Origin of the sequence: Streptococcus sp. 2021WUSS126 (assembly GCF_044427255.1) — a bacterium.
In the GTDB taxonomy this organism is placed as follows: domain Bacteria; phylum Bacillota; class Bacilli; order Lactobacillales; family Streptococcaceae; genus Streptococcus; species Streptococcus hashimotonensis.
Genome location: NZ_JAOTGI010000017.1, coordinates 26,226 through 41,456 on the forward strand (window position 1 = coordinate 26,226; position 15,231 = coordinate 41,456).

15 protein-coding genes and 1 other annotated feature (1 of these 16 cut by a window edge) are annotated in these 15,231 nt (G+C 40.0%); of the genes, 11 read left to right on the top strand and 4 right to left on the bottom strand.

What is annotated here, in order from left to right:
- Positions 1-179: a binding site (T-box leader), on the top strand (it extends 28 nt beyond the left edge of the window).
- 46 nt (positions 180-225) lie between these two features.
- Entirely contained in the window at positions 226-1,251 is a 1,026-nt protein-coding gene (trpS, locus tag ODU39_RS07465) for a tryptophan--tRNA ligase (protein ID WP_398580172.1), read from the top strand.
- A gap of 231 nt (positions 1,252-1,482) precedes the next feature.
- On the top strand, positions 1,483-2,964 hold the full coding sequence (gene guaB, locus ODU39_RS07470; RefSeq protein ID WP_398580171.1) for an IMP dehydrogenase: 1,482 nt from the start codon (positions 1,483-1,485) through the stop codon (positions 2,962-2,964).
- Positions 2,965-3,034: 70 nt separating this feature from the next.
- Here guaB and recF read toward each other — a convergent pair whose 3' ends face one another.
- Together recF and yaaA are read right to left on the bottom strand one after the other, a co-directional pair.
- Positions 3,035-4,129: a DNA replication/repair protein RecF gene (gene recF / locus ODU39_RS07475; protein WP_136670999.1), complete on the bottom strand. Its 1,095-nt coding sequence runs from the start codon at positions 4,127-4,129 to the stop codon at positions 3,035-3,037.
- Between the two features lie 2 nt (positions 4,130-4,131).
- Entirely contained in the window at positions 4,132-4,515 is a 384-nt protein-coding gene (gene yaaA, locus ODU39_RS07480; RefSeq protein WP_105153125.1) for a S4 domain-containing protein YaaA, read from the bottom strand.
- A gap of 73 nt (positions 4,516-4,588) precedes the next feature.
- On the opposite strand from yaaA, the gene yfmF reads away from it, so the two are divergent.
- The 8 genes from yfmF to ODU39_RS07520 all read left to right on the top strand — a co-directional run bounded on the left by yfmF (position 4,589) and on the right by ODU39_RS07520 (position 11,745).
- Positions 4,589-5,842 (top strand): EF-P 5-aminopentanol modification-associated protein YfmF, encoded by a 1,254-nt coding sequence (gene yfmF / locus ODU39_RS07485; RefSeq protein ID WP_136670998.1) that lies wholly within the window; start codon positions 4,589-4,591, stop codon positions 5,840-5,842.
- On the top strand, positions 5,839-7,122 hold the full coding sequence (gene yfmH, locus ODU39_RS07490; protein WP_398580170.1) for an EF-P 5-aminopentanol modification-associated protein YfmH: 1,284 nt from the start codon (positions 5,839-5,841) through the stop codon (positions 7,120-7,122). Before yfmF ends, yfmH begins: the two co-directional genes overlap by 4 nt.
- A gap of 82 nt (positions 7,123-7,204) precedes the next feature.
- Positions 7,205-8,059, top strand: coding sequence for a cytoskeleton protein RodZ (gene rodZ, locus ODU39_RS07495; RefSeq protein ID WP_398580169.1), 855 nt, complete (start codon positions 7,205-7,207; stop codon positions 8,057-8,059).
- Positions 8,060-8,078: 19 nt separating this feature from the next.
- The gene (pgsA, locus tag ODU39_RS07500) at positions 8,079-8,618 is read left to right on the top strand and encodes a CDP-diacylglycerol--glycerol-3-phosphate 3-phosphatidyltransferase (RefSeq protein WP_014638849.1); all 540 of its coding nucleotides are present in this window, start codon (positions 8,079-8,081) and stop codon (positions 8,616-8,618) included.
- Positions 8,618-9,454 carry an energy-coupling factor ABC transporter ATP-binding protein gene (locus ODU39_RS07505; RefSeq protein WP_398580168.1) on the top strand — a complete coding sequence of 279 codons (837 nt, stop codon included), beginning with the start codon at positions 8,618-8,620 and terminating at the stop codon, positions 9,452-9,454. Before pgsA ends, ODU39_RS07505 begins: the two co-directional genes overlap by 1 nt.
- Entirely contained in the window at positions 9,430-10,272 is an 843-nt protein-coding gene (locus ODU39_RS07510) for an energy-coupling factor ABC transporter ATP-binding protein (protein WP_398580167.1), read from the top strand. Before ODU39_RS07505 ends, ODU39_RS07510 begins: the two co-directional genes overlap by 25 nt.
- Positions 10,265-11,059, top strand: a complete 795-nt coding sequence (locus ODU39_RS07515) for an energy-coupling factor transporter transmembrane component T family protein (protein WP_398580166.1) — start codon at positions 10,265-10,267, stop codon at positions 11,057-11,059. Before ODU39_RS07510 ends, ODU39_RS07515 begins: the two co-directional genes overlap by 8 nt.
- A gap of 131 nt (positions 11,060-11,190) precedes the next feature.
- On the top strand, positions 11,191-11,745 hold the full coding sequence (locus tag ODU39_RS07520; RefSeq protein WP_398580165.1) for a LysM peptidoglycan-binding domain-containing protein: 555 nt from the start codon (positions 11,191-11,193) through the stop codon (positions 11,743-11,745).
- A gap of 458 nt (positions 11,746-12,203) precedes the next feature.
- Here ODU39_RS07520 and sdaAA read toward each other — a convergent pair whose 3' ends face one another.
- The gene (sdaAA, locus tag ODU39_RS07525; protein ID WP_024381283.1) at positions 12,204-13,076 is read right to left on the bottom strand and encodes an L-serine ammonia-lyase, iron-sulfur-dependent, subunit alpha; all 873 of its coding nucleotides are present in this window, start codon (positions 13,074-13,076) and stop codon (positions 12,204-12,206) included.
- A gap of 12 nt (positions 13,077-13,088) precedes the next feature.
- Positions 13,089-13,760 carry an L-serine ammonia-lyase, iron-sulfur-dependent subunit beta gene (gene sdaAB, locus ODU39_RS07530; protein ID WP_002938202.1) on the bottom strand — a complete coding sequence of 224 codons (672 nt, stop codon included), beginning with the start codon at positions 13,758-13,760 and terminating at the stop codon, positions 13,089-13,091.
- A 214-nt stretch (positions 13,761-13,974) separates the two neighbouring features.
- On the opposite strand from sdaAB, the gene mnmA reads away from it, so the two are divergent.
- The gene (gene mnmA / locus ODU39_RS07535) at positions 13,975-15,099 is read left to right on the top strand and encodes a tRNA 2-thiouridine(34) synthase MnmA (RefSeq protein ID WP_398580164.1); all 1,125 of its coding nucleotides are present in this window, start codon (positions 13,975-13,977) and stop codon (positions 15,097-15,099) included.
- Positions 15,100-15,231 lie beyond the last annotated feature (132 nt).

Here is a 15,231-nt window from a genome sequence, read left to right on the forward strand (position 1 = left end):
AGTGGATAATTTTTAGAGAGTTTGTGGTTGGTGGAAACAAACAAGAGTCGCTTATGAATGGACTGAGTGAATAGAATCTGAATAAATAAGGATTCGGCTAGCAGGCCTTATGTGCAAAAAGATGTAAGCTTATTTAATGCTTATAAGTGAGGTGGCACCGTGTCCTTGACGCCCTCGCACAGTTTTCTGTGCGTGGGCTTTTATTATGTAAAAGGAGAATATTTTATGAGTAAACCGATTATCCTAACAGGAGACCGTCCAACAGGCAAATTACATATTGGACATTATGTTGGTTCGTTGAAAAATCGTGTTTTATTACAGGATGCAGGTCAACATGAACTTTTTGTCTTTTTAGCAGACCAACAAGCGTTGACAGATCATGCAAAGGAACCGCAAAAGATTGTTGAATCCGTTGGAAACGTAGCACTAGATTATCTAGCGGCAGGACTTGATCCAGCTAAGACAACGATTTTCATCCAGAGTCAAATTCCTGAATTGGCAGAGTTGACCATGTACTACATGAACTTGGTATCTGTTGCACGTCTAGAACGCAATCCAACTGTAAAAACCGAGATTGCTCAGAAGGGATTTGGCGAAGGAATTCCAGCTGGTTTCTTGGTCTATCCTGTGTCTCAAGCGGCGGACATTACAGCCTTTAAGGCAAATTTTGTCCCTGTTGGAAATGACCAGAAACCGATGATTGAGCAGACCCGTGAAATCGTTCGTAGCTTTAACCATGCTTACCAGACTGATATTTTGGTAGAGCCGGAGGGCATTTATCCTGAAAATGAGGCAGCCGGTCGCTTGCCAGGTTTGGACGGTAATGCTAAGATGTCTAAGTCACTTGGAAATGGTATTTATCTGGCAGATGACATGGATACGCTCAAGAAGAAAGTCATGTCCATGTACACTGATCCCAACCACATCCGTGTTGAAGACCCAGGTAAGATAGAAGGAAACATGGTTTTCCACTATCTTGATGTTTTCGGACATGAAGAGGATAAGGCTGAGATTGAGGCTATGAAGGAGCACTATCAACGTGGTGGTTTGGGCGATGTGAAGACCAAACGTTATTTGCTGGACATTTTAGAGAGAGAATTAGGACCAATCCGTGAACGCCGTCTGGAGTTTGCACAGGATATGGGACAGGTCTATGCAATGTTGGAAGCAGGGAGCCAAAAAGCTCGTCAAGTTGCTGCGACAACTCTTGATCAAGTGAAGTCAGCTATGGGAATTAACTATTTTAAATAAGGTTAACAATAAAAGAGCAATGTTGAAAAAATGTTGCTTTTTTCATTTGTTTTACGACGTAGCAAAAAACAAACGTTCGAATTTTATATATAAAACTGAATAGAATTTTCTGAATTTTTAGGAATGATGATATTAAAGCGAATAATGATTGACAAATGATTTCAAAATGTTATCATAATTAAAATACAAATAGCAATCACGCTACATATTAAATAAGAAAAGAGGAAGAAAATGTCAAACTGGGACACTAAATTTTTGAAAAAAGGCTTTACTTTCGACGATGTATTACTTATTCCGGCTGAAAGTCATGTATTACCACATGATATTGATTTAAAAACACAATTAGCACCAAATTTGACCCTTAATCTTCCGATTATTTCTGCTGCCATGGATACAGTAACAGATAGCAAAATGGCTATCGCTATGGCACGTGCAGGTGGTTTGGGTGTCATCCATAAGAATATGTCTATCGCGGAGCAGGCTGATGAGGTGCGTAAGGTAAAACGTTCTGAAAATGGTGTTATTATCGATCCATTCTTCTTAACACCAGAACACACCATTGCTGAAGCTGAGAAATTGATGGCTACTTATCGTATTTCCGGTGTGCCAATCGTTGAAACATTAGAAAATCGTAAGTTGGTCGGTATTATTACCAACCGTGATATGCGTTTCATTTCAGATTACTCACAGCCAATTTCGACCAACATGACAAGCGATGCTTTGGTAACAGCGCCAGTTGGAACAGATCTTGCGACTGCGGAGGCTATTCTTCACAAGCATCGTATTGAAAAATTGCCATTGGTTGATGAAAATGGTCGTTTGTCAGGCTTGATTACCATCAAAGATATTGAGAAAGTGATTGAGTTCCCAAATGCTGCGAAGGATGAATTTGGTCGTCTTTTGGTTGCGGGTGCTGTTGGTGTCACATCAGATACTTTTGAACGTGCAGAAGCCCTTTTTGAAGCGGGTGCAGACGCGATTGTCATCGATACAGCTCATGGTCACTCAGCAGGTGTTCTTCGTAAGATCAAAGAAATCCGTGACCACTTCCCAACTCGTACCTTGATTGCCGGCAACATTGCCACAGCTGAAGGAGCTCGTGCTCTTTATGAAGCTGGTGTTGATGTTGTCAAGGTCGGTATTGGCCCAGGTTCAATCTGTACAACACGTGTCATTGCAGGTGTTGGTGTACCACAAGTGACAGCTATCTATGATGCAGCTGGTGTTGCGCGTGAATATGGTAAAACCATTATCGCTGACGGTGGTATCAAGTATTCAGGAGATATTGTCAAGGCACTTGCTACGGGTGGTCATGCCGTTATGCTTGGTTCTATGTTTGCAGGAACGGATGAAGCACCAGGTGAGACAGAAATCTTCCAAGGTCGTAAGTTCAAGACCTATCGTGGTATGGGCTCTATCGCTGCCATGAAACAAGGTTCAAAAGACCGTTACTTCCAAGCATCTGTAAATGAAGCCAATAAACTTGTTCCAGAAGGAATTGAAGGACGTGTAGCCTATAAAGGTTCTGTTGCAGATATGATTTTCCAAATGGTTGGTGGACTTCGCTCAGGTATGGGTTATGTAGGTGCTGGTAACTTGAATGAATTGCATGAAAATGCTCAGTTCATCGAAATGTCAGGTGCTGGTTTGAAAGAAAGCCATCCACACGATGTTCAAATTACAAACGAAGCTCCAAACTATTCAGTACAGTAAACAAAAACAAGACCCTCTTGACAGGGTCTTTACTTTTTTGTAAATTTTATTGACAATAGTGTAAACAATCTTATTCTGACTCAGTAACCTTACCAGACTCAATATGAAATATTTTTAAACTATCAGGTAGCTTATGTAAATGGTCTAAAGATGTCGTTGTAATAAATGTTTGAATCGTATCTGTAATAGTTTCTAGTAGCTTGATTTGACGATTATTATCCAGCTCACTCATAACATCATCTAAGAGTAGAATTGGGTACTCTCGTGTGACTTCTTTCATCAGCTCGATTTCAGCCAGTTTGAGTGACAGAACGAGACTGCGATGTTGTCCTTGGCTACCATAATGGGCATTCATTCCATTTATAAAGAAAGCTACATCATCTCGATGTGGTCCAACTCCTGTATTTTTCTTAAATAAATCACGTTTGCGACACCTTTCCAATTCCGTCAAGAATATGTCAATTAAATTGACAGAAGTAGTAAACTTAATTGAGGATTGATATTCGATAGTCAGTTCCTCTTTCTTATCTGAAATATCTTGAACTTTTCTATTTCCGAATTCCTCTAATTTCTTTAGAAAGTCAATACGATGTTGGATAACACGACTACCATATTCAGCAAGTTGCTGATCTAACACGGATAGGAAGTTCTCATCAATCTTATCTGTAGATTTGAGGTAAGTATTTCTTTGTTTTAAAACGTGGTTATAATTCGATAGGTCAGAGAGATAGAGTGGTTTGATTTGCCCGAGTTCGACATCGATGAACTTTCTTCTCAAAGCAGGCGCACCTTTTATCAGCTGTAAATCTTCTGGAGCAAATAGGACGACGTTCATATGTCCAATGTAATTAGAAAGTTTTGCTTGTTTGAGATGGTTGACCTTGGTCACTCGCCCCTTATCTGTCAAGTGAATGTCAAGTGGAACTTTACCGCTTGCACGATGGAGTAAACCCGAAATAGATAATTCCTTTTCTTGAAACTGTAGTAGGTCCTTATCTGTCCGTGTTCGATGACTTCGTGTTAAAGCTAAAGCATAGATAGATTCTAGAATATTGGTTTTTCCTTGGGCGTTTTCACCTAAAAAGACATTGAGCCCTTTGTGGAACTCAATATCTAATTGGTTGTAATTGCGAAAATGTTGTAACTCTAATCGTTCTAGCCACATGTCTACATACCAGGGAAACGAACAGGTTTTCTTTCAGTCTTTTTAGTTGCTTTTTTAGGAGTCTTTACCTGTTTCTTATTCTTTTTATTTTCTTGATTTAACTTTTTAACGATTGCAGCCACACGTTCTTTTTCAGCTTGATCTTCTTGGTGTTGCTGTATTTCTTCTGCACTAGGTGCGACGATTGTGATGCTGGTGTTGTGGTCTGGGAGTGTGATAACATCTCCGATACGGATTTTTTTACCGCGTCTTTTTTCATCCTCTCCATTGAAAAGAATGGTATTTTCTTCTAAGAAACCTTTAATGGCACCTCCTGAATGGAGAATACCAGTCGTTTTTAATAATGCTTGTAATGTGATGTAGTCATCAAATAATTTAAATTCCATAAGTCACCTCGTTACAGAATATTATATCACAAAATGGTATAATGGAAGGTACAATGTTTGAAAGAGGAAGAAGATGAAATTACAAGAGGGAGTAGATCTTCATTTTATTGATACAGATCAGTTTACGACAAATCGTATACGTATTCGCTTTGCAGCTGAAATGAGTGAGGCTACCGTTGCTGGTCGTGTGTTAGTTGCAAATATTTTTGAAATGGGTAACCAAGAATTTCAGACTGCTCAGGCTGTTCGGAGAAGATTGGCAGAATTGTATGGTGCTCAGTTCTCGACCTCAGTTTCAAAACGTGGTAGGGTGCACTGTGTAGATGTGACAATTTCATATGTCAGTCCTCGTCACTTGCCAGAAAATGAGGATATTACAGTAGAGATTCTTGATTTTTTATACACGTGTATATTTAGACCACTGAAAAAGGGGCGAGGATTTGATAGCCAGATTTTCGAGGTTGAAAAAACGAATTTAATCAATTTTCTTCAGTCAGAGATAGAAGATAATTTTTATCATGCAGATGTTGAAATGAGTAAGCTTTTTTATAAAAATCCCTCTCTTCAAATTCCACGCGTCGGTAGGCTTGATTTGGTTGAAAAAGAAACAGCAGAATCAACCTTTCAGATTTATCGGAATATGTTGCGTATGGATAAAATTGATATATTTGTCTTAGGGAAGGTTGACAGAGAGCAAGTCAAAAGAAAACTTGAAGATTTTGGTTTTACTTATAGAAATCCAAAATTAGAGTTAGAATATCATCAGGAATACTCAAACATAACGCAAGAAAAAATCGAGCGTAAACAGGCAAGGCAGTCCATTTTGGAATTGGCATATCATTTACAGGTGGTTTACAACTATGTAAACTATCCAGCTTTGATGGTATTTAATGGTCTACTAGGTGCTTTCTCCCATTCGAAATTATTTATGAATGTTCGTGAGAAAGAAAGTTTGGCCTATACAATTGGAAGTCAGGTCTCTATTTTTTCAGGAATGCTGAAGGTCTATGCTGGAATTAGCCGCGAAAATAGACTCAGGGTAATGAAGTTAATTAGTAAACAACTACTTGATTTAAAATGTGGTAAATTTACAGAAGAAGAATTAGAGTTGACAAAAAACATGTTGATTCATTCAGCAACCTTGGCTCAAGATAGGCAGAATAATTTGATAGAACAAGTATATAATCAAGTTACCTTAGGAAATAGAAATTTAAGTTGGCTAGATTGGATTGAGGCTATCAAATCGGTATCAATAGACGATGTCATTCGAGTAGGACAGATGATTAATTTACAGGCTGTTTACTTTATGGAGGGGACAGAAGAATGAAGTTAGTTGAGAAGAAGTATCCTTACATGAAAGAATCTGTCTTTTATGGGAAAGTTGACAATGGGTTGACAGTTGTTTTACTTCCTAAAGTAGATTTTCATGAGACATATGGAATTCTAACGACAAATTTTGGGGGTATTCATACTCAATTTACATTGGCTAATGGTAATAGTGTTGTTTATCCTGCAGGGATTGCACATTTTTTAGAACATAAGCTGTTTGAAACTGAGAATGAAGAGGATATTATGAATGAGTTTGCTAAATTGGGAGCAAGCGCAAATGCTTATACCAGTTTTAGACAGACTAGTTACTTATTTTCAACGACTCAGAAAGTATTGGAGTCTCTATCACTTTTACAATCTTTTGTTCGAGAACCGTATTTTACAGAAGACAATGTAGAAAGAGAACAGGGGATTATTGAACAAGAAATTGAAATGTATCAAGATGATGCAGATTATCGCTTGTTTACGGGAATTTTATCATCGCTTTATCCAGAAAGTCCTTTGGCCTATGATATAGCAGGGACAGTTGAATCAATTGCTGCAATTACTGCGGATGATTTACATGAGAATTTTGATGTGTTTTATCATCCAAGTAACATGAATTTATTCGTTATTGGTAATTTTGATTTAGAGGCAGTTTGGAAACAAATTTCAAGTTATCAAGTAGCTCAGATGGATAATCCAGCTCAGTCGTTTGAATTGGCAGGTGTCCAAAAGTTGCCGATAAAGGAGCATCTCTCAGAACAATTTGAAGTATCTACCCCAAAATTGGCTGTTGGTTTACGGGGAAATGACGAGGTTGATAAGGAGACTATTCAGAAATATCGGCTCAGTTTACAATTTTTATTTGCCATGTTGTTTGGTTGGACTTCAAAACGATACCAACAGTTATACGAGCAGGGAAAAATTGATTCTTCTTTCCAGTTCCAATTAGAGGTTACACCTGAGTACCACTATTTGATTATCTCGGGAGATACTCAAGAACCCATTACGCTTTCTAGTATGCTGATGAAAGCACTTAGGAAATTTGAGGATGATGCAGATGTGACAGAGGATCATTTACAATTGTTGAAAAACGAGATGTATGGAGATTTTATTCGTAGCTTAAATTCTCTTGAGTTTACAGCTAGTCACTTTGTTTCTCAGTATTCAGAATATGAAAATGTTTTTGATATACCTCAAATGATACAAAGTCTTCAGTTAGATGACATCAGAGAGGCAGGGCGTCGCTTTATTGAACACTGTGATATGACAGATTTCACGATTTTTCCAAAATAAGTGGGCGCAACCCGTCGAAATTTCCTTGGAATTTTGTTAGAATAGTATACTGTACATGATGAGCGATAGAGAGAGGGTATGTATGAGACAAAAGAGTATAGGTGAAGTACTCAGAACAGCTAGAGAAGGACGGGGTTGGACATTCGTTGACTTGCAACGGATAACAAAAATCCAAGCTAAATATTTGCAGGCACTTGAGTACAATGATTTTGATTTTATTGCAAACTCAGATGATGTTCATTCTATTTTAAAAGCATATGCTGAGGCTTTGGAATTAGATGCAGATGTCCTACTGGATGCTTACGAGACCAATAGTTTAGTGAAATATTATGAAGATGGAGAAGAAGAACTCCGATCTTCAGAATTGAAAAGAAGCTATAAGGTTCGTAAACGTAAAAAGAACTCTTATCTTCCGTTGATTTACTTATTTCTTGCGACGGGTTTGATTATTATTTTTGTGACTTATATTGTTCATAGCAGGCTCCAAAATAGAGCATCTATTACGCCTACTACAACGTCATATAGTATAGTTGAGCAATCTGTATCTGAAGCAAGTAGTGGTACAGAGACGAGTTCTACTGAGCAGGCGCAGTCAAATTCAACGAGTTCAAGTAGTTCCGCTACAGAAAATGTGACTATTTCAGGATCAGGTTCTAACATTGTTGCGACCCTTAAAACAGTGACTTATCCAGTAGAAGTAACTGTAACAGCAAAAAATACAACGAGTTGGATCAGCCTTTCTGACACCTTGTTAGAGGGGGGCGTTACACTAACACCTGATAATCCAACAGTAACTACTACTATTGAAGAAGGAGTGACTTCTACTACACTTGTTCTTGGTGTTGTCAAAGGAGTAGAGGTAACTGTAGGTGGTCAAAAGCTAGATCTATCAGCTCTGACAGCCGATACAGGGGCGGTCACTTTAAATTTTGAATAAGGGCAATAAAGGTATTAGAATGAAAAAAGAAAATATTCCCAATGCATTGACGATAGGTAGGATTTTGGTAATCCCAATTTTTATCTTGTTACTGACCGTTTGGGATTCAACAATTAGTCATGTGTTGGCAGCACTTATTTTTGCATTAGCTAGTATTACGGATTATCTAGACGGCTACTTGGCTCGTAAATGGCAGGTTGTAACAAACTTTGGAAAATTTGCGGATCCGATGGCAGATAAGATTTTGGTGATGACAGCATTTATCATGCTTGTAGAGCTTGGCTTTGCCCCAGCTTGGGTAGTTGCAATTATTATTTGTCGTGAATTGGCAGTGACAGGTCTTCGTCTACTCTTGGTGGAAAATGGAGGAACAGTTCTAGCTGCGGCTATGCCAGGAAAAATCAAAACATTTTCACAGATGTTTGCAGTTATTTTCCTGCTCTTACACTGGAACGTCGTGGGGCAAATAACACTCTATATTGCACTTTTCTTCACCCTATATTCAGGCTATGATTATTTCAGGGGTGCCTCTTACTTATTCAAAGATACTTTTAAATGATGACAAATATTATCGAAGTAAAAAATCTTAAATATAAATACAACCAAGAGGATGAACGCTATACCCTAAATGATATCTCGTTTCACGTGAAACAGGGAGAATGGTTGTCTATTATTGGACATAATGGTTCGGGTAAATCAACAACAGTTCGTTTGATTGATGGTTTGTTGGAAGCTGAATCAGGTGATATTTATATTGACGGTGATGCCTTGACCATTGATAATGTATGGGATAAGCGACGCTTGATTGGTATGGTTTTTCAAAATCCAGATAACCAATTTGTGGGCGCTACAGTTGAAGATGATGTTGCATTTGGTTTAGAGAACCAGGGAATCCCTTTGGAGGAGATGCGTAGTCGAGTTGACGAAGCTTTGGAATTGGTTGGAATGACTGATTTCAAAACACGTGAGCCTGCTCGTTTATCTGGTGGTCAGAAGCAGAGGGTGGCGATTGCTGGAGTGGTTGCCTTACGTCCAAAAATTATTATTTTGGATGAGGCTACGTCTATGTTGGATCCAGAAGGTCGTCTCGACTTGATTAAGATTGTCCGTGAAATTAAGGATCGTCATGGTATGACGGTTATCTCTATAACACATGATTTGGATGAGGTTGCATTGAGTGACCGAGTTATCGTGATGAAAAATGGACAGGTTGAATCAATTAGCACTCCAAATGAACTATTTATGCGAGAAGATTTGGTAGATTTAGACTTGGATAGACCATTTACGACAGAACTGGCTTCATCTTTGCGTCAGACTGGACTTGATTTACCGCTCCGCTATTTTACAGAGGAAGAATTAGAGGAAACTTTATGGGAATTGATCTCCAAGAAGTAAGCTATACCTATCAAGCTGGCACTCCTTTTGAGGGGCGTGCGCTTTTTGGTGTGGATTTGGAGATTGTTGATGGCTCTTACACGGCCCTTATTGGGCATACGGGTTCGGGTAAATCAACGATTTTACAACTCTTGAATGGATTAAATGTACCAACAGAAGGAAGAGTAGTTATTGATGATGTTGTGATTACAGCGACGTCTGAAAATAAGGATATTAAGCAAGTCAGGAAGAAAGTTGGGCTGGTGTTCCAATTTCCTGAAAGTCAAGTGTTTGATGAAACGGTCTTAAAAGACGTTGCTTTTGGTCCACAAAATTTCGGAGTTTCTCAGGAAGAGGCTGAAACGATTGCGCGTGAAAAGTTGGCCTTGGTTGGAATTGATGAAAGCTTGTTTGAGCGTAGTCCTTTTGAACTATCTGGTGGTCAAATGCGTCGGGTAGCTATTGCTGGGATTCTGGCAATGGAACCAAGTATCTTAGTTTTGGATGAACCAACGGCTGGATTGGATCCTGCGGGTCGTCAGGAATTGATGGATATTTTCAAAAAGCTTCATGAATCAGGCATGACAATCATTTTGGTAACTCATTTGATGGATGATGTCGCTAACTATGCTGATTTTGTTTACATTATGGAAAAGGGAAAGCTGGTCCGTTCTGGTAAACCAGTTGATATTTTTCAAGAGGTAGATTTTTTAGAGAGTATTCAGTTGGGAGTACCTAAGATTACTAAGTTTGCAGCTAATTTGGAGAGAAGAGGCTTTGTATTTGAACGTCTTCCTATTACAATTGAAGAATTTACGGGGATGGTGACACATGGATAAATTAATTTTAGGTCGCTATATTCCTGGGGATTCAATTATTCATCGCTTGGATCCAAGAAGTAAGCTTTTAGCAATGTTTGGATTTCTATTGATGATTTTTTGGGCCAATAATTTGGTCACCAATGCCTTGTTGATAGCATTTGTTTTAGGAATGGTTGTTTTATCTCGTATTCGCTTATCATTTTTTATTAATGGTTTGAAACCGATGATAGGAATTATTCTATTTACAACTTTCTTTCAGGTTTTCTTTACACCTGGAGCGACACTTTTATGGGAATTTTGGATTTTTAAATTATCAGTTGAGGGCTTGCAACAGGCGGCGATTATTTTTGTTCGCTTTGTTTTGATTATTTTCTTTTCGACCTTGTTGACCTTGACGACAACACCGCTCAGTTTGGCTGATGGTATCGAGTCAGGGCTTGCACCTTTGAAGAAATTTAGGGTTCCTGTGCATGAAATTGGTTTGATGTTGTCCATGAGCTTGCGTTTTGTACCGACCTTGATGGATGATACCACTCGGATTATGAATGCTCAGAGAGCTCGTGGAGTGGACTTTAATGAGGGAAATCTTATTCAGAAGGTAAAGTCAGTTATTCCTATTTTGATTCCTTTATTCGCATCAAGTTTTAAGAGGGCAGATGCTCTTGCAACGGCGATGGAGGCGCGTGGGTATCAAGGCGGAGATGGGAGAACCAAGTATCGGATTTTGGAATGGAAGTTAGCAGATACGTTAGCAATTTTAGTTATGTTAGCTTTAGCTGGACTCTTATTTATATTGAAAAAATGAGTAAAAAACGCTAGAAATAGCGTTTTTATTGTCTAATCTCAATTTGTCTGTAATATCTGTAACAATTTCACAAAGTCTAAGTAATAGTTAGAGGGTATGATAAACACATGACAGAAAGGAATGTGACTATTATGAACATTACATTAAAGAAAAACTTAAAAATAACTATTGCTGGTTTGGTAGCGGGAATCTCCCTTTTGACTGCAGGTGTAGTCAGTGCAGAAACCTATACTGTAAAGTCTGGTGATACCCTGTCTGAAATTGCTGAAACACACAATACTACTGTTGAAAAATTAGCAGAGCAGAATAAGATTACCAACTTAGATTTTATCCATGTCGGTCAAGTTATCGAATTGGGTGATGTGACAGTGAAGGCAGTAGCGAGTTCAGTTGAACAAACTCAATCAACAACATCATCAACTTCTACTGCAACAACTAGCACCTATTCTTCAAATTTGAGTGCTGAGGATGCAGCCGCAAAAGAATGGATTGCAATGAAGGAATCAAGCGGTAGCTATGATGCCCGTAACGGTATCTACATTGGTCGTTACCAGTTGACAAATACTTACTTGAATGGTGATTACTCACCAGAAAACCAAGAGCGTGTAGCAGATGCTTATGTTGCTAGTCGCTATGGTTCATGGTCTGCAGCCAAGGCTTTCTGGTTGGCAAATGGTTGGTACTAAGATAAATTAGAAGAGGTCTAGCACGATGCTAGACTTTTTCTGTCTCACGAATGTATTTCGCAACTGCTTTTTCGTTCAGTCCAACGGTACTAAATAGTAGCCTCTAGCCCAAAACTTTTGATTTCCACGCTGTATGGACATAGGTGATGGAAAATATCAATTAAATCCCGTCTAATTTTTTAGTAAATGGATTTTCTGCGGTACTTAGGAGTGACATACATTTGGTATGTGATAAACTGTAACTGGTTTTAGCCATGCTAAACTAGTCCACTGGACTAGTTTACTCCTCCTTTATCTAACTTGACCAATTAGATTATAACAGGAAAAGAAAGGGAAGCTCAAAGCCTTGCCAGCCACAAGCATAGGTGATGGTCTTCTTGTTTTTCTCTATGAGAAAACTAGCTCGAAGTCATAATAAGAAAAGGGACCGTTAAGGTCCTTTTTGGTTTACACTATTGTCAATCTTCTCCAAAAATTTCTTGAGCAAGGCGACGACCCGTCGGTGTAGCTGCAAGGCCGCCTTCAGCAGTTTCACGGAAGGCAGTTGGGAGGGCTGATCCAACTTGGTACATGGCATTGATGACTTCGTCAACAGGGATTTTGGATTCGATACCTGCTAGTGCCATATCGGCAGCTACCATGGCGTAGCTTGCTCCCATTGCATTACGTTTGACACAAGGGACTTCTACCAGACCAGCGACGGGATCGCAAATCAGACCCAGCATATTTTTGATGACAAAGCAGATGGCTTGGCTGGCTTGGTAGGGAGTTCCACCTGCTGCCAGTGTCAGGGCTGCGGCAGACATAGCAGAGGCCGATCCGACTTCTGCCTGACAGCCTCCTTCTGCACCTGAGATGGAGGCGTTGTTGGCGATAACTAGTCCAAAGGCTCCAGCTGTAAATAGGAAGTCAAGTTGCTGTTCTTCTGTCAAATTGAGTTTTTCAATAGCAACTCCTAGCACAGCTGGTAGACAGCCTGCAGATCCTGCTGTCGGAGTGGCACAGACTAAGCCCATTTTGGCATTCAACTCATTAACGGCCATGGCATTTCTTGCGGCGGATAGGACAGCGGAATCTGACAAGGTTTTACCAGATTTCATATAGGCATCTAACTTGGCAGCATCGCCTCCTGTTAAACCAGATACGGATTTGCTTTCAGTAAGTCCATCTACGATGGAGGCTTTCATAACTGTCAAGTTTCTTGACATAATTGTCAATATTTCTTCGCGGCTACGACCGGTCAATTCAATTTCAGTCGCGATCATGAGTTCAGCTACATTACCAGAAAAGTTGTCTGCTTGCTGAACTAATTCTTCGATAGTATAAAACATGTCTTTCTCTTTCTAGTTGAAGAAGGTTACATTGTGCAGGTGTGGAATTTTTTCAATTTCTGCAATAGAATTTTCACATTGGCGAGCATCCACTTCGATAATCATAATGGCTTTTTCGCCAGCTTTTTCACGTGTCACGTTCATTTGGGCGATATTGATGTCATACTTAGAAAGGACATCGGTCACTTTCGCAATCATACCAGGGACATCTTGGTGAACAATAATAATAGTTGGCGTATTCATATTGAGATTGACAGAGAAGCCGTTGAGCTCTGTTACTTGAATGTTTCCCCCACCGATGGAAACGCCTGTGGCTGAGATGGATTTTTTATCGTTTTTTATGATGATTCTGGTGGTATTGGGATGTGGGGTATTGCTGTCCTTGTTGACACGCCAGTAAACCTTAATACCTCGTTCTCTTGCAATATCAAGAGAGTCAGGAATGCGGGGATCATCCGTATCCATGCCCAGAATACCTGCTACCAGGGCTACGTCTGTACCATGACCACGATAGGTCTTGGCAAAGGAATTGTAGAGTTGAAATTCCACCTCTGTCGGCTCATCGCCGAAAATTGAAGATACAATTTTCCCAATGCGGACTGCACCTGCTGTGTGACTAGAAGATGGACCAATCATAACAGGTCCAATAATATCAAAGACCGACTGAAATTTTAAGTTTGTCATAGTAATCCTCACGTTTTTCTTGGTACTATTATATCAAATTTTCCAGTTAGAGAATATGCCTAGATGAATGTGTTTTCTTATGTTAAAATTCTATCGCTTACTCTTTTTGTATGGTATAATACAAGTTGTTCAAAATCGTCAACCGTTTTTGGATGATCAAATTTTGGAATACGACCTTCAAATCGTTATTTCTACGAAAAGATGGGAGAAGATTATGTCAATTGACAATTCTAAAACCCGTGTTGTTGTCGGTATGAGTGGCGGTGTGGATTCATCGGTTACGGCTCTCTTGCTCAAGGAGCAGGGCTACGATGTGATCGGCATCTTCATGAAAAACTGGGACGACACGGACGAAAATGGCTTCTGTACAGCAACAGAAGACTACAAGGACGTGGCTACAGTGGCAGACCAAATCGGCATTCCTTACTACTCTGTCAACTTTGAAAAAGAGTATTGGGACCGCGTATTTGAGTACTTTTTAGCAGAGTATCGGGCAGGCCGCACCCCTAATCCAGATGTCATGTGTAACAAGGAAATCAAGTTCAAGGCCTTCTTGGATTACGCTATGAACTTGGGGGCGGACTATGTGGCGACGGGGCACTATGCTCAGGTGTCACGCGACGAGGACGGCACCGTTCATATGCTACGTGGGGCAGACAATGGCAAGGATCAGACCTACTTCCTTAGCCAACTCTCACAGGAACAGCTGCAGAAAACCATGTTTCCGCTCGGCCATTTACAAAAGCCTCAGGTAAGGGAAATAGCAGAGCGAGCAGGCTTGGCGACCGCTAAAAAGAAAGACTCGACAGGCATCTGCTTTATCGGTGAAAAGAACTTCAAAGAATTTTTAGGACAATATTTGCCAGCCCAGCCCGGCCGGATGATGACGGTGGACGGTCGTGACATGGGAGAACATACAGGTCTTATGTACTATACCATTGGTCAGCGGGGCGGGCTTGGTATCGGAGGACAAATCGGTGGGGACAATGAGCCTTGGTTTGTTGTCGGGAAAGACCTGTCAAAAAATATCCTCTATGTCGGTCAAGGCTTCTATCATGAGTCCTTGATGTCAACTTCTTTACAGGCTAGTCAAGTACATTTTACACGTAATATGCCTGAAGAATTCACGCTAGAATGCACAGCTAAGTTCCGCTATCGTCAACCAGATAGTAAAGTAACTGTCAAGGTAAAAGGTGACAAGGCAGAAGTTATTTTTGCAGAGCCACAACGAGCAATCACACCAGGACAAGCCGTTGTTTTCTACGACGGTCAAGAGTGTCTGGGCGGTGGCATGATCGATATGGCCTACAAAGATGGAGAGGCTTGTCAGTATATTTAATCAAAAGTCATAACCACCCGTGAAAACGGGTGGCTTGTACACCGGCTATAAGCCGTTTCTCTCCAGCGACGTCTAAAGACGTTCGCTGAACTTCGTTCAGGTTAGTGCTATAATTACTTGACTAATGCCCGT